This window comes from Kribbella sp. NPDC026611, assembly GCF_040638345.1.
In the GTDB taxonomy this organism is placed as follows: Bacteria; Actinomycetota; Actinomycetes; order Propionibacteriales; family Kribbellaceae; genus Kribbella.
On sequence record NZ_JBEZYC010000003.1, the window covers coordinates 342,240 to 365,068 of the forward strand.

Consider the following 22,829-nt stretch of genomic DNA (forward strand, 5'->3'; position numbering starts at 1 on the left):
TCAGGCTGCGTGGGCTAGCTGGCGCAGGCGGTTGGCGAGGCGGGCCAGGCGGATGGTGGCGATGTTGCGGTACGCCGGGCGCAGGACGGTCGCCAGCGGACCGGACTGCTCGAACGTGTGCGTGACCTGGCTGTCCGGAGAGATGGTCCACGTGCCGACCTCGCGGAACCCGGGCACCTGCCAGATGATCTGGATCCGGTCGGGCTCGACCACGGTGTAGTGCAGCTCGCCGGCGAAGCCTGGGCGGACGCGCAGCGCGTACTGCGAGCCCAGGTCGGCGGTGTGCGGTCCGTCGATGGCCTGGAACGCCTCGTTCCACTCTGGGAGCGCGTGGGCGTCCAGTAGGACCTGTCGGATTGCCGCGGGACCGGCGTTGATGGTTTCGGTGGCCTGTTCCATGACTACCTCTCCTGGGCGTGGGCGTACTCGGGGTCCCGCCGGCGGGCCAGTGCTGCCCCGGAGGGAAATGCGTCGGCGATGGTGCGCAGCGTGCTGACGGTCTCGCCCAGTGCCTCGGCGTCGACGAGACCGTGCAGGGTGCGGTGCACCCTGTTCTCCGCGGTGACGATGCGGCGGTGCAGCGCTCGGCCCTGTGTGGTCAGGCTGAGCGCGAGGTAGCGCCGGTCGACCTTGTCGACTCCGCGCTTCACCAGTCCCTGGGCGACCAGGCGGTCGACGAGACGGCTCGGGCTGTTGCCGGTCTCGCAGACGAGCAGGCCGCCGAGGGCGTTGAGAGTTAGCGGTCCGTGGTCGCGCAGGACCCGCAGAACCTCTGCCTGGGAAGGCGTAACGCCGAGCGGGCGCAGCTCGGCGGCGAGCAGGCGACTGCCCTCGCGCTGGATCGCCAGCACGAGGTACCGCAGCTCTTCGACGTCCTTCATGACCGACATATTACACGACACGTATGTCATGTCATCTACCTGCGCCGGAGGTTTGTGGTTGCTGCCGATCGGCTGTTGCCCTGGGCGCCCGGGTTCCGGAAGAGTGCCGGAAAAGTCCGGTCAAGGTCATGGTCAAGGGGACATCGCGGCTGGCACAGTGTGTGCATGAAGGGTCTGATGCAGAACTACCAGCTGTCCCTGGACACGATCTTCCGCCGCGCCGAGCAGTTCTACCCGGACAAGACCGTCTACACCGGCGGTCCGGCGCCGATGAAGCTGACGTACGGCGAGTGGGCCGAGCGCACCAGACGCCTGGGCGGGGTCCTGGACACGCTCGGGATCAGTACGGACGGCCGCGTCGCCACCTTCGCGTGGAACTCCGGGCGCCACCTCGAGCTGTACTTCGCCGCTCCCTGCACCGGCCGGGTCCTGCACACGCTCAACATCAGACTCTTCCCCGACCAGATCGTGTACATCGCGAACCACGCCGAGGACGAGGTCGTCTTCGTCGACAAGTCGCTGCTGAAGCTCTTCCTGCCACTGCTCGACCGATTGCCGCTGCTGCGCCACGTCGTGGTGATGGACGACCTGCCACCCGGGACGCCGGCGGAGCTTCCGGACGACCCGCGGTTCCTCGACTACGAGGAGCTGTTGGCCGCGGCGGAGCCCGTCGACTTCCACGTCGAGAACGAGAACCAGGCCGCTGCAATGTGCTACACGAGCGGTACGACGGGGAATCCGAAGGGGGTCGTCTACTCCCATCGGTCTACGTGGCTGCACTCGATCGGCGTGTTGACCAACGCGGGGATCGGGCTGGACGAGACGGACACCGTGATGCCGGTGGTCCCGATGTTCCATGCGAACGCGTGGGGTCTCGCGCACGCGGCGCCGATGGCTGGTGCGTCGCTGGTGTTCCCGGGGCCGGACATGACGCCGCAGGGGATTCTCAAGCTCTTGCAGGAGCAGGAGGTCACGCTGTCGGCCGGCGTACCGACGATCTGGCAGGGGTTGCTGCCGTTGCTGGAGGGGGTGGAGCTGCCGAAGCTGCGACGAATCCCGTGTGGCGGATCCGCCGTACCGCTGGCGCTCTCGGAGGCGTTCCGGGCGAAGCTTGGGCGGCCGATTCTGCAGGCGTGGGGGATGACGGAGACGAGCCCGGTGGCGACCGCGGCGCACGTTCCGGAGCGAAACAAGGATCTTCCCGAGGAGGAGCAAGCGCATTTGCGGGCGCGGGCCGGGCTGCCGCTGCCTGGGGTCGAGGTTCGGATCGTCGAGCCGGGGTCGATCACGCCGCTGCCGTGGGACGACGAGGCGACCGGCGAGCTCCAGGTCCGCGGGCCGTGGATCGCGGCGGAGTACTACCGTCCGGATGCCGGGGTCCAGCTGAACACCGAAGACGGCTGGATGAAGACGGGAGACGTGGCGGCGATCGACCAGTACGGCTCGGTCCGGATCGTCGACCGCACGAAGGACCTGGTGAAGTCCGGCGGCGAGTGGATCAGCTCGGTCGAGCTGGAGAACCTGCTGATGGCGCACCCGGCGGTGAAAGAAGCCGCGGTGATCGGCGTTCCGCATCCGAAGTGGGACGAGCGTCCCCTCGCCTGCATCGTCCTCCAAGAGGGCTCCACCGCGACTGGCGAAGAGATCCTCGAGTACCTCACTCCCTTGGTCGCGAAGTGGTGGCTTCCCGATGCGGTCGAGTTCATCGACGAGGTTCCGAAGACTTCGGTAGGGAAGTTCTCTAAGAAGGACCTGCGCACGCGCTTCGCCAACTACCACCTGGAGTAAGTCGCATGACCGGAGATTGGTTGCTGTTGGCCCGCGAACTGCATGCCGGTGGCAACTATCGACTGGTGGGAGCTACCGGCGAGGACCCGGCTCGGACCTGATGCGGACCTAGCCGAAATCGCGATCTGCTACCAGGCGTGGCGGTTCGAGTTACGGCCCGATCGGCGGGCTTTCCAGAGTCTTAACGCGCTGGCCCGACCAGCGTCTCCGTTGGTACGTAGGGTTCACCAACGGAGAGTCACGACGTCAAGAGACTTAGTTGCCTGAGGCAACAGAAACCGCCCGCTACGGTACGGAACCGTAGGCAGACATAACGGTATGACAACGAGAGTGCCGGTCCGAACCGGCGAGCGGGATCCCTCGCCGATCGTTCCGCGTAAGTTTGGTGCTAAGGGCATCCTCGGTTTGGTGCGGGCGTTGGTACCTCGGGTGGTCGTCGATCCTCGGCCTGACCGGGGGTTTTGGCGGCGATCGTGTCCGACTCCGTCCGGGGTGCGCGGACGGGTCTACCGGACAGCGTGACCCAGGACTTTGACCGCTCAGGCGGGGACGATGTCAACTAAACACCGTCGCTCGCGGGGTGGGGTCCCCGCTGAGCCCTTCGAAAACTCCCGAGGCGATCGACCACCGCGAATGGCAGCCGCCGAGGGACCCGCCGGGTCTTCTGTTGGAGCAGAGGACCCGGCTTTTCGTCGGTTGGACCAATCGCTTGTCCGATCCGGTGCCAACTCGGCTTGCGCTGAGCGCAGCGTGCAGAAGTAGGCTCGGCCGCCAGTAGAAGGTGCGCGCAGAGGTACCAGCCGGACTCCAACCGCGGTGCCTGCGCAGCTCCTGCTGAAGTCCATTCGCAACTGGTCCGGCTCTCGCCCTCCCGGGGAGGGACCAGTCACACCTCTGGTGGTCGATCGCCTCCTCGAAAGGAGCACTCGGTTGTTCGACGTACCCAAAATCCCCCAGCGTGGCCGGTCGGGTCCACGTCCGGCGAAGCAGACCGGCGCGGCGGCGCGGATCGCGATCTGGGGCTCCGGCTTCGTGGTCGTGCTGGCGTTCGCGGTCTTCGTCCTGAACGCCGGCGCCGGGGTCCTGGTCGGCGGGACCTTCATCACCGGCGTCGTCATCCTCGCCGACCGCATCGGCGCCCGCGTGCTGGCGCTGGCCGGCGTGGTCACGCCCAAGGCACCCGAGCCCGACGCCGTACCCGATGGGACCGGAGCAGGACGCGAGCGCGAGTCCAGCGCCGGACTCGAACCGGGCGCCGGACGCAGGCCCGGGCCTAGTCCCGGGTACGAGTCCGGAGCCGTAGCCGAGGTCCTCGGGGGACTTCGGCCGCAGATCGCCGCGGCGGCCCAGCCCGGCGAGCAGTTCGACGGTTCGGCCACCGAACCACCCGCCACGACGCCGGAGAAGGTCTGACCATGCCCCGCAGGGAACGCGAGATCGACCCGTCGGTCGGTCCGGTCGCGGAGTTCGCTTACCGGCTTCGGCAGGCCCGGAGACGGTCCGGCCTCACGTACCGCGAGCTGGCCGACCGTACGCCGTACAGCCATGCGCACCTGGTGCGTGCCGCCAAGGGTGACCAGCTCCCGAGCTGGCTGGTCGCCCGCGCCTACCTAGCTGCCTGCGGGGTGACCGGCCCGCAGAACCTGAAGCTCTGGGAGCAGCTGTGGATCGCCGCGGCCAAGACCGAGGCGAGCAACCTGAACCGCAGGATCGGCGGATCGTTGCGGCACATCACCACCGCAGCGGGGTTCGGCGAACACCTCCGGGACTTCAGCAACCGGCACCAGCGGCACACGTTGCGAGAGCTCCAGACCAAGACCGGCATCGGGAAGAGCACGCTGGGCGAATGGTTCACCGGAGCCCGGTTGCCCAGCGTCGCTCGGCTCTACCACTTCGCCGGCGTGCTCGGAGCCACTCAGCGGGAGCAGACGGAGCTTCGCCAGGTCCGCGACCGGCTCGCCCGCGAGGCCGGCGATCGCAGTACGGCGGGCGCCCTGCTCGCGAGCCTCCGGGACCTCGAGGACACCACTGCCGATGCTCTGGAGACCTGGCAGATCTCCAGAGCACTGGTCGACGCCAGCGAACAACGCATCGAGAACGACAGCGCCCTCAGCACGTGGAACACCGAGGAGCGGCCGACGTTCGCGCAGCGGCCGGCGGGCAGACACCGGGCCGATACCGGCGTCGAGCTGAGCCGGGCCCGCGACCGGATCGAGGAGCTGGCCCGCGCGCTGGGTAATCCCGACGGTGGTGAGCTGGAGGGCCCGGCCACGGTCGGCGCCGCAGTCCGTGGATCGGAGGCGCCGTCGGCGCTCGACGTGGCGATGCGGAAGCGGGAGCTCGCAGTGAGGTCAACGCGTGCATCGAAGGACGGTCCCGAAGCGCTGGGTGCCGCGGCTCGCAAGCTGACCCTGACGTACGACATGGCCCGAAAGCTGAAGGTCTCCAACGCCCGGATCATCTTCCTGCCCAAGCTCTCCGTCGAGACCGCGTCGAAGGTGGACTGAACTCAGCGGAAGTCGGTGCTGAAGTGGGTCTGCAGGTGAGTGAGGGTCGCCTCGACGAAGGGGGTTGGCCACGGGGTGTTCGTGAGTTTGGCGAGGGTGGTGGCTCGGGTGAGGAACTGGTGGGAGATGTAGCGGTTGGCGGCGATGATCGTGGCCGGGGTGGCGTCGACTGGCGGGATTGCTTCGAGGGTGGTGCGTTGTTCGGGGGAAAGGAGAGCGTTGAGGCGTTTGGCTCCGCTGGTGCGGCGTACTCCGCGTTCGGCGAGCATCAGGTCGATCAGCTGGTCGCGGACCGCGCCGACGCCTTGGTTGGCGACGATGCGTTCGTCTCGACCGAGGACCGTGACCAGGTTGCCGATGAAGTAGTAGAAGAGGTTGACCGTCCGAGTGGGCCAGTACGGTTCGCCAGACCGGCCGCCCGCGGGCGGGATGTCGCCGTCGGGGAAGAGCGTGCCGTCGCGGTCGAAGAGCACCCGTACGCCGTCGTACTGGAAGCGGTCGAAGGATGCGAGTGGGTGCGCGATCAGGTCCACGTGCAGCCAGTCGGCGGTGATCCCGAGTCCGCCGATCAGGCCGGGGACCGCGTCGGCGAGGACGGTCGGGCCGGTGAGCTTTCGCAGTACGTCGTCCCAGTGCGCCGTGAACCAGTCCGCGCTGTCGTCCGTCACCACCAGATGTACGTCGACGTCGCTGAACCGGTCCGCCTGGCCGGTCCCGTAGCTGCCGATCAGGTAGACCGCGAGTACCCGCTCGTCCGTGGGCAGCAGGTCGCGGGCTCGTGCGATCACGCGTTGCTGCCGTTCGTCCTCGGCCGACACCCGAGCACTCTAAGCCGTCGCTCGGCCAGGGACGGGAAATGTCTGGGGGCAGCGCTAGGGTGGCGGCGTGGAAGCACCCCTTGCCTTGTATCGCCGGTACCGCCCGGAGACCTTCGCGGAGGTGATCGGGCAGGACCATGTCACCGCTCCGCTGCGAAACGCGCTGAGCAACAACCGGGTCAATCACGCGTACCTGTTCTCGGGACCGCGGGGGTGCGGCAAGACGACCAGCGCGCGCATCCTGGCCCGCGCGATCAACTGTGAGAAGGGCCCGATCGCCGAGCCGTGCGGGGTGTGCAAGTCGTGCACCGACCTGGCCCGCGGCGGGCCGGGCAGCATCGACGTGATCGAGATCGACGCGGCGTCGCACGGTGGTGTGGACGACGCCCGGGACCTGCGCGAGCGGGCGTTCTTCGCGCCGGTCGAGAGCCGATACAAGATCTACATCATCGACGAGGCGCACATGGTGACCACGCAGGGCTTCAACGCCCTGCTGAAGCTGGTCGAGGAGCCGCCGCCGCACCTCAAGTTCATCTTCGCCACCACCGAGCCGGACAAGGTGATCGGGACGATCCGGTCCCGGACGCACCACTACCCGTTCCGCCTGGTGCCGCCGAAGGTGCTGGGCGACTACATGGCGAAGCTCTGCCAGGCCGAGGGCGTGTCGATCGAGTCGGCCGCGCTGCCGCTGGTGGTGCGGGCCGGCGCTGGTTCGGTGCGTGACTCGCTGAGTGTGTTGGACCAGCTGATCGGTGGGGCGGGGCCGGATGGGGTGACGTACGAGCTGGCGGTTGCGCTGCTCGGGTTCACGCCGGACTCGCTGCTGGATGCCTGTGTGGACGGGTTCGCGGCGCATGACAGCGCTGCGGTGTTCGAGACGGTTGAGAAGGTCATCGAGACCGGGCAGGACCCGAAGCGGTTCGCGGAGGATCTGCTGCGGCGGTTGCGGGATCTGGTGGTGCTGTCTGCGGTGCCTAACGCGGTTGCGTCCGGGCTGATCGAGGCCGCTGAGGACCAGGGCGAGCGGCTGCAGACGCAGGCGGCTGGTATCGGGTCGGCTGAGCTCACTCGGGCTGCAGACATCGTGGCGGCCGGGCTGTTGGAGATGCGTGGTGCGACGGCTCCACGGCTGCAGCTCGAGCTGATCTGCGCGAAGGTGCTGCTCCCCGGCGCCGACGACTCCACCAACGGCATCCAGGCGCGCCTGGACCGCATGGAGCGCCGGCTGACGATTGGCGGGCAGGTTGGTACTGCGGAGGTCGCTCCCGCAGCTGCACCGGATGCCGGCTCCAGCCGAGCTGCGGCTCGCGCTGCTGCCTCCAGTGGTGGTGGTACTGCGTCGCTCGCTGGAGGCGGTGAGCCGCCGGGTGGGGCTGGCGCGGGTGTCGCGGACGCCGGCAGTCATGCGGGTGGTTCGGGCGGTGCTGCGGGTACGGCGGACGCTGGTGGTCGTGCAGGTGGTTCTGGTGGTGCAGCGGGCGGCGAGCAGGTAGCTGGTGGTTCCGCTGACGCGCGTGGTGGATCTGCTTCCGCGCATGGGGCTGGTGAGTCTGGCTCTGCGCAGGCGCCTGGTGGGTCTGCTGGTGAGCCGGGTCAAGCGGCGGGTGGGTCTGCGCAGGGCGACGGTTCCGGCGGGACCGGGGTCGGGGTCGGACGGGACGGCGTGGCTGGCGGGTCTGGGACAGCCAGCAGATCTGGCGCTGCTGCGGGGTCTGGGGCGGCCGATGGGTCTGCTGCCGGGCGGGAGCGGGCGACTGGTGCTGCGGCTGGTGCCGCGGCAGGCGGGTCGGTGTCTGGCGCGGGTGGCGTGAGTGCTGGGCGTACGGGTGCTTGGGGTGACGAGCCGGCGGCGGGTGATGCCGGTGGTGCGTCGGCCGGTGCTGGAGGCGCTGCAGGTGGCGTCGATGCTCAGGCCGGTGGGTCGGGTGGCGGCGGTGTGCCACCTGGTGCGGACGCCCCAGGTGCTCAGGCCGGCAATGTGCGGGCTGGTGGCGGTGCTGGTGTGCCGTCTGGTGTGCCGTCTGGTGCGGCTGCGGGGGCGCCAAGTGGTGGGTCGGTCGGGCTGGCTGATATTCGGCGGTTGTGGCCTGAGGTTTTGGAGGCTGTGAAGAGCAAGCGGCGGTTTGCTTGGATCATGCTGAGCCAGAACGCTCAGGTGATCGCGATCGACGACCAGACGCTGACGCTTGGGCTGGTGAACGCTGGAGCTCGGGAGAGTTTTGCGCGGTCCGGTAGTGACGAGATTTTGCGGCAGGCGATGATCGACACCATTGGTGTGAACCGGCGGGTCGAGGCGGTGGTGGATCCGTCGACGGATCCGGGGGCCGGAGGATCTCCGGCTCACCGGCCGGGACCGCCTGCACCTCAGGCTGGTGGCGGGCAGTTCGGTGGACCCGGGTCTCCGGACGGGACGCCGGGAGGCGGTGCGGGCTCGGCAGGCGGACCTGCTGGCGGTAGGTCTGGAGCCGGCGGGGCCGGGGGCGCAGTTGCCGACCGTGCGCCGGGTGTCGGTGGCGCTGGTGGTTCGGCGGCTTCTGCTGGGGTTGCGGATGCAGCGAACCCGGGTGGTGGACTTGGCGGGACTGGCGCTGGTGGCTCGGGTGCTGGTGGTCCGGGTGGTCCTGGGGGTTCGGCGGCTTCCGCCGAGGTCGGGGATCCGGCGAACCCGGGTGGACTGGGCGGGACTGGTGCCGGTGGGCTGGGTGGCTCTGGTGCGGGTGGGCCGGGTGGCCCCGGTGCGGGTGGACCTGGTGGTCCTGGGGGTTCGGTGACTTCTGCTGGGGTCGGAGATCCGGCGAACCAGGGTGGTGGAGTGGGCGGAATCGGCGACGGTGGGTCGGGTGGCTCAGCAGGTGCGGCCAGCTCCGGGGCGGGTGGCTCGAGTGGCTCTGCTGCGGCTGGTTCGGGTGCCGCGGATGGATTGGCTGGTTCGCGTGGCGTGGGCGGTCCGGGTGGTGCGGGTGGCGCGGACGGTTCGCGTGGTCCGGGCGGCTCGGCCGGCGCGGGTGGTCGGCGGGGTGGTTTGAGGGCGGCTGCGGGTGGGGCGGCGGTGGTTGTGGAGGAGCCGCCGGAGTCGGAGTACGACGTGCCGCCTGATGTGGATCCTTGGGAGTCGGGGCGTCAGCAGGCTCCGGCTCCAGGTCAGGGGCCGGGTCAGGCGCCGGCTCAGGGTGGGGTGGATCGGCGGGAGCAGGCGGCTAGTAAGCGGCGGGCGGCGGAGGCTGCGGTTGCGGCTGAGCAGGCTCGGCGGGCCGAGGCGGCTCAGGTGCCGGCGGAGAAGCCGCTGACGCCGGAGGAAGAAGCTGATTCGATCGGTGAGGATGACGTGCTGCTGGAGGAGGACTCGCGGTCGCACACCGATCTGCTGATGGAGACCCTCGGCGCTCAGATCATCACCGAAGAACCCAACTGACCCCCGGCCGCACCCGCGCGGCACCTCGGCAAGAACCCCAGGCGGCACCCCGGTGGCAGCCGCACGGCACCTCGGCAAGACCCACAGCACCTTGGCGAGACTCAAGGACCACCTCGGCAAGAACCCAGGCAGCGTCTCGGCGCAACCTCGGCACCACCCACATAGCACCTCGGCAACACCTCAGACAGCCCCGGGCCGCGCCTCGGCGCGGCCCGGGGCTCGCCTTGGTGAGACCTCCGGCGGCACCCGCGCGTACCTCGGTGGGACTCCAGACTGCGCCGCGGCGCGGCCCGCGCGCCGCCTGTGTGAGACCTCAGGCGGCGTCTCGGCGCGGGCCAGGTGGCACCTTGGTGAGACTCAGGCAGGCCCTGCATCCCGTTGGTGTGGGGTTGTTTTTGCACAGGGGGTGGGGATGGGGGTGGGTGGGATCCACAGGATTCACAGGGGTGTGGGTTGGGTTGTCCACAGGGGTGTGGATAATTTGGGGAGACAGGTCGGTTTCTGGGTGGGGGTGGGGTTGTCGGGGGGACCGGCTAGGGTTGAGGCTCCGGCTTTAGGCGGCTCGAGAGAGCGGGTTGGACGGGAGATCGCAGTGTTCGACGGTGGCGGTGCTGGGGGCTTCGACATGTCCAATCTGCTCGCGCAGGCGCAGGCGATGCAGAGTCAGTTGATGGAGGCGCAAGCCGACCTGGAGGCCCAGGAGATCGAGGGGTCGGCGGGCGGCGGTCTGGTGACGGCGCTGGTGTCCGGCACGGGCGAGCTGCTCAGCCTCGACATCAAGAAGGAAGCGGTCGACCCGGACGACACGGAGACGCTGGCTGACCTGGTGGTCGCCGCGGTCCGGGACGCCTCGGAGAACGCGAAGCAGGCCGCGGCTGCGGCGATGGGTCCGCTCGCCGGCGGGCTTGGTGGTGCGTTCGGTGGCGACGGTGGCGGCTCTGGCTTTGGTGGTGCCCCCACCGGCTTCGGCCTGCCCAGTGCGCCACCGGCCGTGGAGTCCGGTGACGAGCCGGGCCAGGGCACCAGCGGGACGAGCGGGACCAGCGGCACCAGCGGCACCAGCGGGACCAGCGGCAACGTCGGGTTTGTGAACCCCGGGAGCGGGGCCGGCGACGCCGGTCAGAACCCGGGCTGACGTGTACGAGGGTGCCGTTCAGGATCTCATCGACGAGCTGGGGCGGTTGCCCGGAGTGGGGCCGAAGTCCGCGCAGCGGATCGCGTTCCACCTGCTCGCGGCCGACGAGACCGACGTACGGCGGCTTGCGCACGTGCTCGTGCAGGTCAAGGAGAAGGTCAAGTTCTGCGAGATCTGCGGCAACGTCGCGGAGGAGCCGCAGTGCCGGATCTGCCGCGACCCGCGCCGGGACCTGAGCCTGATCTGTGTGGTCGAAGAGGCCAAGGACGTGGTCGCGATCGAGCGCACCCGCGAGTTCCGCGGCCGGTACCACGTGCTCGGCGGGGCGATCTCGCCGATCGAGGGGATCGGGCCGGACGAGCTCCGGATCAAGGAACTGATGCAACGGCTGGCCAGCGGCGAAGTGATGGAGATCATCCTGGCCACCGACCCGAACCTGGAGGGTGAGGCGACGGCCACCTACCTGAGCCGCCTGCTGCGGCCCATGGGGTTGCGCGTCACCCGTTTGGCTAGTGGACTTCCAGTAGGCGGTGACCTCGAGTACGCCGACGAGGTCACTCTCGGACGGGCGTTTGAAGGGCGACGATCGATCGATGACTGAACCAACAGATATTGCGGAACGGGCTTTGGCCACCGACAACGAGGACCTGACCGAGTTCGCCGAGCAGATCGCCGACCAGGTCCGGAGCTTCCTGATCTCGGTGCGCGACATCGCCGCGCAGCCGGACGAGGACGGGGTCGACGAGGGCCTCGCCTCGCTGCCGTACCTGCTGCTCGAGGTCAGTCAGCTGCTGCTGGCCGGCGGCCGGCTCGGGGCGTTCGAGGACTTCGTCCCGGAGGAGCGGTTCGAGAGCGACGCCGGGCCGGACCCGGACCTCGACGCGATGCGGGACCGGCTGGCGGTGCTGTTCGAGGGCCTGGACGAGTACGCCGAGGTCTTCGACCCGTACGCCGCTCCGCCGGAGATCACCGTCAACCGGCTCTCCGACGACCTCACCGCGATCGCGACCGACCTCGTGCACGGCCTCGCGCACTACGAGGACGGCCGGGTCCTCGAGGCGCTGTGGTGGTGGCAGTTCTCCTACGTCTCCACGTGGGGTGCCGCAGCGAGCGCCGTACTGCGGGCCATCCAGTCGCTGATCGCGCACGATCGCCTCGAGCCGGCCCACGACGCCGAGACCGAGGCCACCGATCGCGAGCTCGTCGAGGTCGCCGAGGAAGCGGTCCAGCAGCGCCGGTAGTTATCCACAACTTGCTCACGCGGGGTCCCCAACACCTACGGTGCCCCGGGCGGCCGGTTGAATGGCTGGATGCCAGTTCGTGAGGTGCTTCGGCGGATGCCTGATCCCGCCGTCGTGTTGCGGGTCAGTCGGGCGCTGGCGGTGCTCGATCTCGTGCTCGACGACAACGAGGACCAGCTGCGGTACTTCTCGTTCGACGGGCGATGGTCGGACACCGAAGAGGCCGCGCTGATGCGGGACGGGTCGGGAAACGAGTACTCGATGGTGTTCTCGCCGGACGGCGTGTTCGCGTACGGGTTCGACCACGAGTCGCCGATGTCGCCGTACGGGAATGACATGAAGCCGTGGCCTGGCCTCCTGGACCGCGTGCCGGAGGTGTTCCACGGAGCGCGCGACGACAAGGCGTTCTGGGATCCGCTCGGGGCGCCGCGGGCGACGGTGTGCTTCTGGCGGACGACCGGTGACACCGCCTGGCAGTGTGGTCCGGTCGAAGGCGATGGCGAAGACGGTGCGGACTGGCTGTTCGAGCTCGTCGCCGACGGCCGGCCGGAGGCGTACCTGACGTTCGCCGAGGACTACTACGAGGTCGCGCTCGACCTCGAGCCGATCCGGCACGTGTACGCATTGATGCCGTTGACGGAGTACGTCGTCACCTCGCTGAACCCGCGGCGCCGGCTGGCCGATCTCGCCGAAGGGATCGCCGAGATCGGTTACCCGCGGTCCTGAACCGCGTTAGCGTGACGCCCGATGACAACGCACCCGCAGGATCCGGTGATGGTCGGGTCGTTCGCGATCCAGGGCCGGCTCGGTCGTGGCGCGATGGGTGCGGTCTACCTGGCGCGGTCACCGGGTGGACGGTTGGTCGCGGTGAAGGTGGTGCGCGACGAACTGGCCGGAGACGACGCGTTCCGCGCACGGTTCGCTCGGGAGATCGCTGCGGCGCGGAAGGTGAGCGGGGCGTTTACCGCCGCGGTTGTTGATGCCGATCCGGATGCGGCGCGGCCGTGGCTGGCGACGGAGTACCTGCCTGGACCGACGCTGCAGAAGGCGGTTGAGCAGTCTGGTCCGTTGGCGCCGGCTGCGGTGCAGGCGTTGGCGGCGGGGTTGTCCGAGGCGTTGATGGCGATTCACGCGAGCGGTCTGATCCATCGCGATCTCAAGCCGTCCAACATCGTGCTGACCGACAACGGGCCGCGCGTCATCGACTTCGGCATCGCCCGCGCGCTGGAGGACTCGAGCCTGACGGCAACCGGCTTGGTGATCGGTACGCCGGGCTACCTGTCGCCCGAGCAGATCACCGGCGCGCCGCTCGGGCCACCCAGCGATGTGTTCGCGCTTGGTGCGGTGTTGGTGTTCGCCGCGTCCGGTCGTGGTCCGTTCGCCTCCGGTCCGCCGGTGTCGCTCCTGCACAGGATTGAGCGACCCGAGATCCCGCTGTTGCCCGGTCCGCTCGACGACGTCGTACGCCGGTGTCTGGCGCGCGACCCGGCTCAGCGCCCGACGCCCGCCGACGTACTTCGCCTGCTCGGTCAAGGTGCAAACACAGCCTTCATGCCGCCACCGATGCCCGCGCCGACCAAGCTCCTCCCGCCACCTGACCCGATCGTCCATCCGCCGCAAACCCTCCACACGCTCCACCTGCCGCAGCCTGCTGGACCGACTGGTGCCGCGTTCAGGACCAGTAGAGCCCGGCCGGTCGTCATCGCCGTCCTCGCGAGTTTCCTGTCCTTCGGCTTCGTCCCGCGCGACCCGGACCTCAAGGCCTTGCACCCGGTCTGGTCCGGCCTCTCCGCCCTGATCGCGCTCTACTTCCTGTACGTCGCGATCCGCTACTGGATCCTCGTCTGCCGGCGCAAGGTCGTCCTGCACCTGTCACCCGACGGCGTGACAGTCGAACGCGGCTACCGCTCCGCCACCATCCCCTGGGCAGGCGTCACGCGACTGAGAGTCGGCGGAACGGCCAGGAGACCGTGGCTGATCGCCTGGCTGACTCCGCAGTACCAGTCCGCCCTGCCGGTATCGCGCCGCAGCCATCACGGTGGACGCCGGCTCTACCCGATCGGCCATGGCGCCACAGGCAACAGCCGCGTTCGTCAGGTCGACGAGCTCCGCGCCGCCCTCAACTGGTACGCCGGGTACCTCCACGACAACTCGTACTAACGTCCCGTCCATGAACGTCCGACCAGCCACCGCCGCGGACAGTACGGCGATCAGCGCAATCCTCACCGAGGCGTGGGGCGGACACATCGCCGTCGCGCACGGGACGGCGTACGACGCGACCGCTCTGCCGGCGCTGGTTGCCGAGGAGGACGGCCGGATCGTCGGCCTCCTCACGTACACCATCGAAGGTGACGAGTTGGAGGTCGTCACGCTCGACGCGCCGATCCCGCAGCTCGGCGTCGGCAGTGAACTGCTGTCAGCTGCGGCGGACCTGGCGCGTGCAGCAGGCTGCCGGCGGTTGTGGCTCATCACCACCAACGACAACCTGGACGCCCTCCGCTTCTACCAGCGTCGCGGGATGCGCATCGTTGCGGTCAGCCCCGGGGCGGTGGATCACTCGCGCACGCTGAAGCCCACCATCCCCGAGACCGGCGCGTACGGCATCCCGCTGCACGACGAACTCACCCTGGAACTCTTGCTCTAATTGGCCGCAGCAGAGCTCAGTCCGGCAGCATCGGCATCGTCCAGCCCTGGTCTTTGCCCAGCAGGACACCACGGGTGATTGCGTTGGTGCCGAACTTGTCCTTCACCTGGTCCAGCGCCGAGTCGAGCTCGTTGTTCGCGGCTTTGTCGAACGGCAATGCCAATTGCAAGGCAGCCTCGTTCTCCAAGTTGCCGACGGAGATGCCGATCATCGTGAGGCCCTGGGTCGTGATGAGCGGCTGGGCGGTTCGGAGCAAGGCGCGTGCGGTCACCAGAATCGCCCGCGTCTGGTCAGTTGCCTGAGGCAACGTGTGTGACCGGGTCGCCCGGCTGAAGTCGTCGAACCGCAGCCGCAACGTCACGGTCCGCCCCGACCGCCCCGCCGACCGCATCCGCCGACTCACGCGGTCCACCAGCCCGGCCAGCACGGCGTCCAGCGTCGCCGGTGACTTCGGCGACCGGCCCAGCGCCCGCTGCGACCCGATCGACCGCCGACGCCGGCCGACCTCGATCGGCCGCGGGTCGCGGTTGTGCGCCAGCGCATGCAGATGCCGCCCGGACGCCCGCCCAAGTATCGCGATCAGCGCGGCCTCCGGCAACTGAGCCACGTCGCCGACCTTGGTCAGCCCGCGGCTCCGCAGCTTCTCCGCGGTCACGTCGCCGACGCCCCACAATCGCGAGACATCCAACGGATGCAGGAAGTCGAGCTCCCCCTCGGGCAAGACCTCGAGCAGACCGTTCGGCTTCGCGACTCCGCTCGCCACCTTGGCCAGGAACTTCGTCCGCGCCACCCCGACCGTGATCGGCAGCCCGACCCGCGACATCACCTCGGCCCGGAGCCGGCGCGCGATCTCCACCGGCGTCCCGCGGATCTTCCGCAGCCCACCGACATCGAGAAAGGCCTCGTCGATCGACAGCCCCTCGACCAGCGGCGTGGTGTCCTCGAACACCTTGAACACCGCCTTGCTCGCCTCGGAGTACGCCGACATTCGCGGATCCACCACGATCGCCCCCGGGCACCGCTGGAGCGCCTGCCGCCCGTTCATCGCCGTCCGCACGCCGTACGCCTTCGCCTCGTAGCTGCAGGCGAGCACCACCCCCGCGCCGACGATCACCGGCCGCCCGCGCAGGCGTGGGTCGTCCCGCTGCTCGACCGACGCGTAGAACGCGTCCAGATCGGCATGCAGGATGTTCGCACCACCCGCCGGGACCGACACGAACATATGTTCGCATATCCCACCGACAATGCAGATAGGGAGAATTCCCGACGCGGTGAGCCGATATGTCAGGACAGAATGCAGGCTATGGACCTGACGTCGTACCGCGAGCTCTGGAAGACCCGCGGCGTGGTGGCGCTGCTCGCCTCGGCTCTTGTCGCCAGGCTGCCGGTGCTGGCCACGATGGTCCCGCTCTCGTTCCTCGCGAAGGACGCGGCCGGCAACTTCGGCTGGGCCGGCGTGGTCGCCGGTGGCTACTCGATCGGTACGGCGGTAGCGAGCGTGGTCTGGTCCCGCATGGCGGACCGCCGTGGCGCGCGCAACGTAGTCATCGGCACCGGTATGGCCTGGGGACTCTGCATGGCAATAACAGCGCTGCTCCCCAACAGCTGGTTTCGGGTCCTGCCGCTAGCCGCAGCGCTCACCGGCATGTTCGTCGCGCCGGTCACTCAGGCCCTGCGCGCCAACTGGCCGCGAGTCGTCCAGGGCAGGCAGTTGCGAGCCGTCTACTCGCTCGACGCGACCGCGCAGGAGCTGCTCTTCCTGGTAGGTCCCCTGGCCGGTGCGCTGATGGTCAGCTTCGCCAGCCCACGGATCGGCCTGCTGGCGTGCGCTGTGGCAGCCGCCGCATCGGTCTGGTGGTTCGGCGTCAACCAGCAACCGCCAGTCCCGCACAACGAAGCCAGTGGCCCTCGACCGACCGCGAAGCAGCTCCTGCTGCACCGGCACCGTACGGCGATGCTCATCGCGTGGGCCTGCCTCGTCATGGGCTTCGCGTCGTTGTCGCTTGGGATGGTGGCCGTTGCCGACGAGCACGGCAACCGCCTCATCGCCGGCGTATTGGAAACGGTCGCAGCCGTTGGCAGTGTGACCGGAGGCATCGTCGGCGGCGCGCTGCCCGGTCGCCGTACGTCTGCCGTCTGGCGGCGGATGCTGGTGTTCACCGTCCTGGTCGCCGTCTGCATCTTCGTCACCGGCTCGGTGGTCGCGCTGGCAGTGGCCATGTTCGCGGCCGGCTGCTTGATCGCACCGACGGTCGCAGCCCTCTACGAACGCGTCGGCGCCCTGACGCCCACGTCCGTACACGCCGAGATCTTCGGCTGGATGCAGAGCGGTGGCATGGTCGGCTCCGCAGTCGGTGCGGCCGTTGCCGGTGCTCTGGTCGAGGCCTTCGGCGTTCGCTACGCCTGGGTCCTCACGACTGCCCTGGCAGCGCTCGCTACGGTCTTCCTGCTCCGAGTGCCACCCCACCGGCCGGTCGAAATCAGCGCCGTCGAAGAGGTCGCCGCGTAGTGCACGCGGTAGTTCGCTTCGAGTACGCCGTCCTCTCGCGCGCACATCGAGATCAGCCGGAGCGGGCGGCGGTCCAGCAGGGTGCCGCGGCCGGCCGCGACCGGGTGGATCAGTAGCGACATCTCGTCGATCAGCCGCCAGCGCAGCAGCCACCGGACCAGCGTCAAGCTGCCGAACACGTGCAGGTCCTCACCCGGCACGTCCTTCAGCGCGCCCAGCACCCGGCGCGTGTCGCCCTGCAGCATCTCCGTGCCCGGACGGGCGATGACGGGCCGCGACCCGATCACCAGCTTCCGTACGTCGGCGAGGTCGAGCGCACCGCCGTACCGCTCGAACGTCTGCCGGCCGAGCAACACCGTGCTTGCCCCGTGGACCGCCTGGCCGAGAGCCTGGCGAGGGTCGGTCAGCCACTGCTCCGGCCGCTCCACGATGCCGTCCTCCGACATGCACAGCCTGGCGACGATGTTGCGCATCCGCAGCTCCTCTGGGGGTGATCCTCTACCAACCCAGATGCCCGAACCGCACCGAATGTTTCAGGAGTTCGCACTTCGGCCGCGCCGGAGCTCGGTCTCCAGCGCGTCCAGCCGGTTGACCCAGAACTTCCGGTACCGGTCCAGCCAGGTGTCGATCTCGCGCAGCGGCCCGGGATCGACGGCGTACAGCCGCCGGGTGCCGTCGACGGTCACGGTCGCGAACCCGTTCTCGCGCAGGACGCGCAGGTGCTGCGACACCGCCGGCTGGCTGATCCCGAACTCCGCGCCGATCGTCGAGGCGATCGAACCGGCCGGCAGCCGGCCGTCGGCGAGCAGCTCCAGGATCCGCCGCCGGACCGGGTCGCCGAGGATGTCGAACGCGTGCACGGAGCCAGTATTTCAGTGATGACTTATACGAACAAGTGGCCCAGGTGCTGGTCAGCCGGTAGGCAACGGGAAGGTCACGGCTAGAATGACCCGCGAGACTACGCCTGGTGCAACGCCGCACGGCGTACCGCAACCAGTGGTTTGAGGAGACACAGCTGTGGGACGCGTCGTGCACAAGTACGGCGGTTCTTCGGTCGCCGACGCCGATGGCATCAAGCGTGTGGCCCAACGGATCGTCGCAACCAAGAAGGCCGGGAACGACGTGGTGGTGGTCATCTCCGCCATGGGCGACACCACCGACGAACTGATGGACCTGGCCCAGCAGGTCTCGCCGCTGCCGCCACCGCGGGAGCTGGACATGCTCCTCACCTCGGGCGAGCGGATCTCCGCCGCGCTGCTGGCGATGGCGATCGCCAACCTGGGCTACGAGGCGCGCAGCTTCACCGGCTCGCAGGCCGGCGTGATCACCACCTCGGCGCACGGCAACGCGCGGATCATCGACATCACGCCGGGCCGGATCGAGGAGGCGCTGGCCGAGGGCCACATCGCGATCGTGGCCGGGTTCCAGGGCGTCGCCCAGGACACCAAGGACATCACCACGATGGGCCGCGGCGCCTCCGACACCACCGCGGTCGCGCTGGCCGCCGCGATGGACGCGGACTACTGCGAGATCTACACCGACGTGGACGGCATCTTCACCGCGGACCCGCGGATCGTGCCGGCCGCGCGGCACGTCCCGAAGATCTCCTACGAGGAGATGCTCGAGATGGCCGCCTGCGGCGCGAAGGTGCTGCACCTGCGCTGCGTCGAGTACGCGCGGCGCTACAACGTCAGGGTCCATGTGCGTTCCTCCTTCTCGCAGAAGGAAGGCACCTGGGTCGTCGATGCGAAGGAACTGGATCAAATGGAACAGGCGATCATCTCCGGTGTGGCCCACGATCGCGGTGAGGCCAAGATCACCGTCGTCGGCGTACCCGACAAGCCGGGTGAAGCGGCCCGGATCTTCGAGACCGTCGCCGGTGCCGAGACCAACATCGACATGATCGTGCAGAACGTGTCGGCGGTGGCGACCAACCGCACCGACATTTCGTTCACGCTGCCCCGCGCCGACGGCGCCCGCGCGATGTCCGCGCTGGCCCGGATGAAGGACGAGGTCGGCTACGAGCAGCTGCTGTACGACGACCAGATCGGTAAGGTCTCGGTGGTCGGTGTCGGGATGCGCTCGCACCCGGGCGTTTCCGCGAAGTTCTTCTCCGCGCTGGCCGACGCCGGCGTGAACATCGAGATGATCTCCACGTCCGAGATCCGGATCTCGGTCGTGGTGGACGAAAACCTGGTGGATGCTGCCGTGACCGCGGCGCACACCGCATTCGATCTGGACGACGAGCACACCCAGGCCGTCGTGTACGGAGGAACTGGACGGTGACCCCTGTGAGCGCTGTGGAGAACACGATCGACCGGACCGGTCTCCCTTCCCTGGCGGTGGTCGGTGCGACCGGTGCCGTCGGGTCGGTGATGCTGACCCTGCTCTCGACCCGGGAGAACGTCTGGGGAGAGATCCGGCTGATCGCCTCCGAGCGCTCCGCGGGGAAGAAGCTCAAGGTCCGTGGCGAGGAGGTCGAGGTCGTCGCGATCAGCGAGGCCGCCTTCGACGGGATCGACGTCGCGATGTTCGACGTACCGGACGAGGTGTCCGCGCACTGGGCGCCGGTCGCGGCCGCCAAGGGTGCCGTCGTGGTGGACAACTCCGGCGCGTTCCGGATGGACCCGGACGTGCCGCTGGTGGTGCCCGAAGTGAACGCCGAGGCGGCTCGGAACCGACCGAAGGGCATCATCTCCAACCCGAACTGCACGACGCTGTCGATGATCGTGGCGATGGGCGCGCTGCACCACCGGTACGAGCTCGAGCAGCTGGTGGTGGCGTCGTACCAGGCCGCGTCCGGCGCCGGGCAGGCCGGGATCGACGCGCTGTACGACCAGCTCGCCAAGGTCTCCGGCAACCGCGAGCTCGGCAGCTCGCCGGGCGATGTACGGCGGGTCGTCGGCAACGACCTCGGCCCGTTCGCGGCCCCGCTGGCGCTGAACGTCGTACCGTGGGCCGGCTCGCTCAAGGACGGCGGCTGGTCGTCCGAGGAGCTCAAGGTGCGCAACGAGTCGCGCAAGATCCTCGGCCTGCCCGACCTGAAGGTCTCCGCGACCTGTGTGCGGGTCCCGGTCGTCACCACGCACTCGTTGTCGGTGCACGCACGGTTCGTCCAGGAGGTCGACGCCGACGGCGCTCGCGAGGTACTGCGGGATGCCCCGGGCGTGCTGCTCTTCGACAACCCGGCGGAGGGCGAGTTCCCGACGCCGGCCGACGTCGTCGGCACCGACCCGACCTGGGTCGGCCGGATCCGCAAGTCGCTCGACGACCCGAACGCGCTCGAGCTCTTCGTCTGTGGCGACAACCTGCGCAAGGGTGCGGCCCTCAACACCGCCCAGATCGCCGAGGTCGTCGCCAAGGAATTCGCGGTCGCCAAGGCCTGAGCCCGCGAGGCCATTCAACCGTCGTCGAAGCTTGAACTCGGTGCCGGGTGACTCCGTTGCTCGGGGAGAGAGATCGATTTCTCCCCGAGTGAGGAGTGCGAATGACAACACCGAGAACGAGCCGGCGGACGGTTCTGACCGGCCTCGCGACGCTGGCGGCGGCGCCGCTAGTCGCCGGCCGAGTGACGACAAGCCGAGCACTGGCAGCGAGCGCCCGAGCCGCGGGTGCATGGACGGTTTACGACTTCCCGCACCGCGACGAGCCGACGCTCGAGCAGCGGGTCGAGGGCATCTACGCCGCCTCAGCCACCGATGCCTGGTCGATCGGCCGGGCCGGCGTACAGCCCGTGGTCGGCCGATGGGACGGCAGTCGCTGGCGGGTGGTGCCTGCACCAGCTGTCGGCGGTGACATCGCAGGTACGGCGGCCGACGACATCTGGATCGGGACAGGGTCGGCCAACATGCACTGGGACGGCTCTGCCTGGACGGTGCTGCCGGTGCCACCCCCGCCATCGGACCAGCTCTACGTGAGCACAGGCAACCTGGTCAGTGACGCCCGTGGTACGGCGTGGAGCACTACGGCAACGGAGTCGATCTACGGTGCCGGACCGCTGCAGTACCGCATCATGAGGTGGGTCAGTGGCCAGTGGCAGGTCGTACCGAACCCACCACAGACCAACCTGGGCTACGAGCTTCTCGACCTGGACGTGGCGGGTGCAGCCAGCACCTGGGTGGTCGGAACGCGCACAGCAGCCAACAGGACCCTCGTAGCGCAGTGGAACGGCGACGGGTGGGTCGACCACACGATGCCGGTCTCAGCAGGCTCCTACGTGTATCCAGACGCTGTGGTGGCGTTGGCGCCGAACGACGTCTGGATCACCGGCCGGGAGGGCGAACGCGGCTACCTCGCCCACTGGGACGGGTCCGCCTGGACGCGGCTCGCCGTACCGACAGGTGGCTGGGGGTCGCAGTTGTACGACGTCGGCGGCTCAGTGCTGCTGAAGACGCAGGCCTGGTACGGCGGCGGCCGGGACGGACTGTTCAGGTGGACCGGTAGCGGCTGGTCCGAACTGCCGAAGCCGGCCATCCGGGTCTTCTTCACCGAGGTCCGCTCTACATTCAGCGCGGCCCCGGGTGGCGGCGTCTGGGTTGCTGGCGGCCGGACCGACGGCGACCACGTCGTACCGTCCACAGCCCTTTACCGGTAGCGGAATTCGTCGTCCACGAGCTCGCTCGTGGACGACGACCTACAGCCAGTTCTCGCGGGCCGCGTGCAGCGCGAGCTGGAAACGCGTGCTGGCGCCGGTGCGGTTCATCAGGCGCTCGAGGTAGCGGAAGAAGGTCCGGCGGCTGATCCCCAGCGTCCGGGCGATGGTGTCGTCCGCGGCACCGGTCGCCAGCAGGGCCAGCAGCCGGCGCTCGATCGGCTCCAGGCGATCGTCCTCGGTCCCCACGGATGCGTGCAACGGAAGGGCGTTGCGCCAGCAGAGCTCGAACATGCCGATCAGCGCGGTCAGCAGGCTGCTCGGCCGGATGATCAGCAGCGAGCGGTTCACCTCGGTGTCGCGGACCGACATCGAGACGTAGGCGATCGACCCGTCGATGATGGTCAGCTTCGCCGGTACGTCGGGCAGCACGCGGGCCTGCTCGCCGGCCTCGACGCAGGGCAGGATGTTCTCGGTCAGGTACCCCGGCACCTCGACGGACTCCGGTGAGTACACGACCCGGTAGGCGACGCCACGCTTCAGGTGGTCGATCTCCTCCTGGTTCGGGCCGCCGATGTAGTACGGCGGGGAGTCGATGGCCAGGATCTCGCGCTGCGCGCCGCCCTTGATCTGGTGGATCCGCTCGACGATCGCGCTGCCGGTGACGACCTCGATCAGGTGCGTGGTGGACTCGTTGTGCACGGTCCGGCGGAACTCGTCGTACGCGTTCAGGACATCGATGCTGGCCTGCTTCAGCTCCGACTCGCGGCGCAGCGTGAGGGCCTCCAGGCCCGCGTCCGGGGGCACCGGGAGGTACCGGGAGTGGTCCGAGCCGGACCGGCGGGCCAGACCCGCCTGCACCAGGCCGCTGAGCGTGGTGTCGATCCCGGCCGTGCGGTGTGGCACCGCCGCGTCCAGCTCGGTGATGGACGAGGGTCCGGTCCGCAGCAGGTGCTGGTAGACGTTGATCTCGTCGTCGTTGAGCCCGAGCACCTTGAGATGACCGGCACGCTCCGTGTCCGATGTGCTCACCGCTCGCCCCTCCCTTCCCACTGCTGTCACCGACCGCGACCGCCCCTCCAGGGTAGGCGAGTGCCGATCGCACTGTCCGTGGCGACGTGTATGCACGCAGCGATATTTGTTGTCCTGTCAGCATTCTTGTGCCGTGTCACCATCTGGCCACCATTTCCGCGCAGTTGTGAGCGAGAATTGAGGTCCAGCAGCCCGGCGACGGACCACCTGAGCGCCGCCGGGCTGCTGTTCCAATTCTGGCCTCTGTTCGCTGTCTCGTCAGCGGGGCCCG

Annotated in this window: 20 protein-coding genes and 1 pseudogene; 14 read left to right on the forward strand and 7 right to left on the reverse strand. The window is 68.9% G+C overall.

Annotated features, from left to right (window positions below):
• A complete protein-coding gene (locus AB0E69_RS13545) occupies positions 1–399 on the reverse strand; it encodes an SRPBCC family protein (RefSeq protein ID WP_360143850.1) in 399 nt (132 codons plus the stop codon).
• 2 nt (positions 400–401) lie between these two features.
• A complete protein-coding gene (locus AB0E69_RS13550; RefSeq protein ID WP_360143853.1) occupies positions 402–881 on the reverse strand; it encodes a MarR family transcriptional regulator in 480 nt (159 codons plus the stop codon).
• Between the two features lie 165 nt (positions 882–1,046).
• Between AB0E69_RS13550 and AB0E69_RS13555 the strand changes: the two genes are divergently transcribed.
• The 3 genes from AB0E69_RS13555 (at position 1,047) to AB0E69_RS13565 (ending at position 5,176) form a co-directional block, all read left to right on the forward strand.
• Complete coding sequence (locus AB0E69_RS13555; RefSeq protein ID WP_360143856.1) at positions 1,047–2,669, forward strand: long-chain fatty acid--CoA ligase; 1,623 nt, start codon at positions 1,047–1,049, stop codon at positions 2,667–2,669.
• Between the two features lie 930 nt (positions 2,670–3,599).
• Complete coding sequence (locus tag AB0E69_RS13560; protein ID WP_360143859.1) at positions 3,600–4,082, forward strand: hypothetical protein; 483 nt, start codon at positions 3,600–3,602, stop codon at positions 4,080–4,082.
• A gap of 2 nt (positions 4,083–4,084) precedes the next feature.
• The gene (locus AB0E69_RS13565) at positions 4,085–5,176 is read left to right on the forward strand and encodes a helix-turn-helix transcriptional regulator (protein WP_360143862.1); all 1,092 of its coding nucleotides are present in this window, start codon (positions 4,085–4,087) and stop codon (positions 5,174–5,176) included.
• Between the two features lie 2 nt (positions 5,177–5,178).
• On the opposite strand, the gene AB0E69_RS13570 is transcribed toward AB0E69_RS13565, so the two are convergent.
• On the reverse strand, positions 5,179–5,994 hold the full coding sequence (locus tag AB0E69_RS13570; RefSeq protein ID WP_360143865.1) for a nucleotidyltransferase domain-containing protein: 816 nt from the start codon (positions 5,992–5,994) through the stop codon (positions 5,179–5,181).
• Positions 5,995–6,061: 67 nt separating this feature from the next.
• On the opposite strand from AB0E69_RS13570, the pseudogene AB0E69_RS13575 reads away from it, so the two are divergent.
• From AB0E69_RS13575 to AB0E69_RS13605, 7 genes and pseudogenes are all read left to right on the forward strand, one after another.
• A pseudogene (locus tag AB0E69_RS13575) lies at positions 6,062–8,140 on the forward strand (DNA polymerase III subunit gamma and tau); the annotation flags it as partial.
• 1,891 nt (positions 8,141–10,031) lie between these two features.
• Positions 10,032–10,541, forward strand: coding sequence for a YbaB/EbfC family nucleoid-associated protein (locus AB0E69_RS13580; protein ID WP_360143868.1), 510 nt, complete (start codon positions 10,032–10,034; stop codon positions 10,539–10,541).
• Position 10,542: 1 nt separating this feature from the next.
• A complete protein-coding gene (recR, locus tag AB0E69_RS13585) occupies positions 10,543–11,142 on the forward strand; it encodes a recombination mediator RecR (protein WP_360143871.1) in 600 nt (199 codons plus the stop codon).
• On the forward strand, positions 11,135–11,782 hold the full coding sequence (locus tag AB0E69_RS13590; protein ID WP_360143874.1) for a DUF5063 domain-containing protein: 648 nt from the start codon (positions 11,135–11,137) through the stop codon (positions 11,780–11,782). Before recR ends, AB0E69_RS13590 begins: the two co-directional genes overlap by 8 nt.
• A 69-nt stretch (positions 11,783–11,851) precedes the next feature.
• Complete coding sequence (locus AB0E69_RS13595; RefSeq protein ID WP_360143877.1) at positions 11,852–12,508, forward strand: hypothetical protein; 657 nt, start codon at positions 11,852–11,854, stop codon at positions 12,506–12,508.
• Between the two features lie 21 nt (positions 12,509–12,529).
• Complete coding sequence (locus AB0E69_RS13600; protein ID WP_360143880.1) at positions 12,530–13,942, forward strand: serine/threonine-protein kinase; 1,413 nt, start codon at positions 12,530–12,532, stop codon at positions 13,940–13,942.
• A gap of 10 nt (positions 13,943–13,952) precedes the next feature.
• On the forward strand, positions 13,953–14,426 hold the full coding sequence (locus AB0E69_RS13605; RefSeq protein WP_360143883.1) for a GNAT family N-acetyltransferase: 474 nt from the start codon (positions 13,953–13,955) through the stop codon (positions 14,424–14,426).
• Between the two features lie 16 nt (positions 14,427–14,442).
• On the opposite strand, the gene dinB is transcribed toward AB0E69_RS13605, so the two are convergent.
• Entirely contained in the window at positions 14,443–15,648 is a 1,206-nt protein-coding gene (gene dinB / locus AB0E69_RS13610; RefSeq protein ID WP_360143886.1) for a DNA polymerase IV, read from the reverse strand.
• A gap of 81 nt (positions 15,649–15,729) precedes the next feature.
• On the opposite strand from dinB, the gene AB0E69_RS13615 reads away from it, so the two are divergent.
• Complete coding sequence (locus AB0E69_RS13615; RefSeq protein WP_360143889.1) at positions 15,730–16,935, forward strand: MFS transporter; 1,206 nt, start codon at positions 15,730–15,732, stop codon at positions 16,933–16,935.
• Here AB0E69_RS13615 and AB0E69_RS13620 read toward each other — a convergent pair.
• Together AB0E69_RS13620 and AB0E69_RS13625 are read right to left on the reverse strand one after the other, a co-directional pair.
• Positions 16,824–17,408 (reverse strand): dihydrofolate reductase family protein, encoded by a 585-nt coding sequence (locus tag AB0E69_RS13620; RefSeq protein ID WP_360143891.1) that lies wholly within the window; start codon positions 17,406–17,408, stop codon positions 16,824–16,826. The genes AB0E69_RS13615 and AB0E69_RS13620 overlap by 112 nt on opposite strands.
• Before the next feature lie 60 nt (positions 17,409–17,468).
• Positions 17,469–17,795 (reverse strand): metalloregulator ArsR/SmtB family transcription factor, encoded by a 327-nt coding sequence (locus tag AB0E69_RS13625; protein ID WP_360143894.1) that lies wholly within the window; start codon positions 17,793–17,795, stop codon positions 17,469–17,471.
• A gap of 157 nt (positions 17,796–17,952) precedes the next feature.
• Between AB0E69_RS13625 and AB0E69_RS13630 the strand changes: the two genes are divergently transcribed.
• From AB0E69_RS13630 to AB0E69_RS13640, 3 genes are all read left to right on the forward strand, one after another.
• A complete protein-coding gene (locus tag AB0E69_RS13630; protein ID WP_360143897.1) occupies positions 17,953–19,221 on the forward strand; it encodes an aspartate kinase in 1,269 nt (422 codons plus the stop codon).
• A complete protein-coding gene (locus AB0E69_RS13635) occupies positions 19,218–20,321 on the forward strand; it encodes an aspartate-semialdehyde dehydrogenase (protein ID WP_360143900.1) in 1,104 nt (367 codons plus the stop codon). Before AB0E69_RS13630 ends, AB0E69_RS13635 begins: the two co-directional genes overlap by 4 nt.
• A 101-nt stretch (positions 20,322–20,422) precedes the next feature.
• Entirely contained in the window at positions 20,423–21,529 is a 1,107-nt protein-coding gene (locus tag AB0E69_RS13640) for a hypothetical protein (protein WP_360143903.1), read from the forward strand.
• 39 nt (positions 21,530–21,568) lie between these two features.
• Here the strand turns inward: AB0E69_RS13640 and AB0E69_RS13645 are convergent, their stop codons facing one another.
• On the reverse strand, positions 21,569–22,558 hold the full coding sequence (locus tag AB0E69_RS13645) for a helix-turn-helix domain-containing protein (protein WP_360143906.1): 990 nt from the start codon (positions 22,556–22,558) through the stop codon (positions 21,569–21,571).
• Positions 22,559–22,829 lie beyond the last annotated feature (271 nt).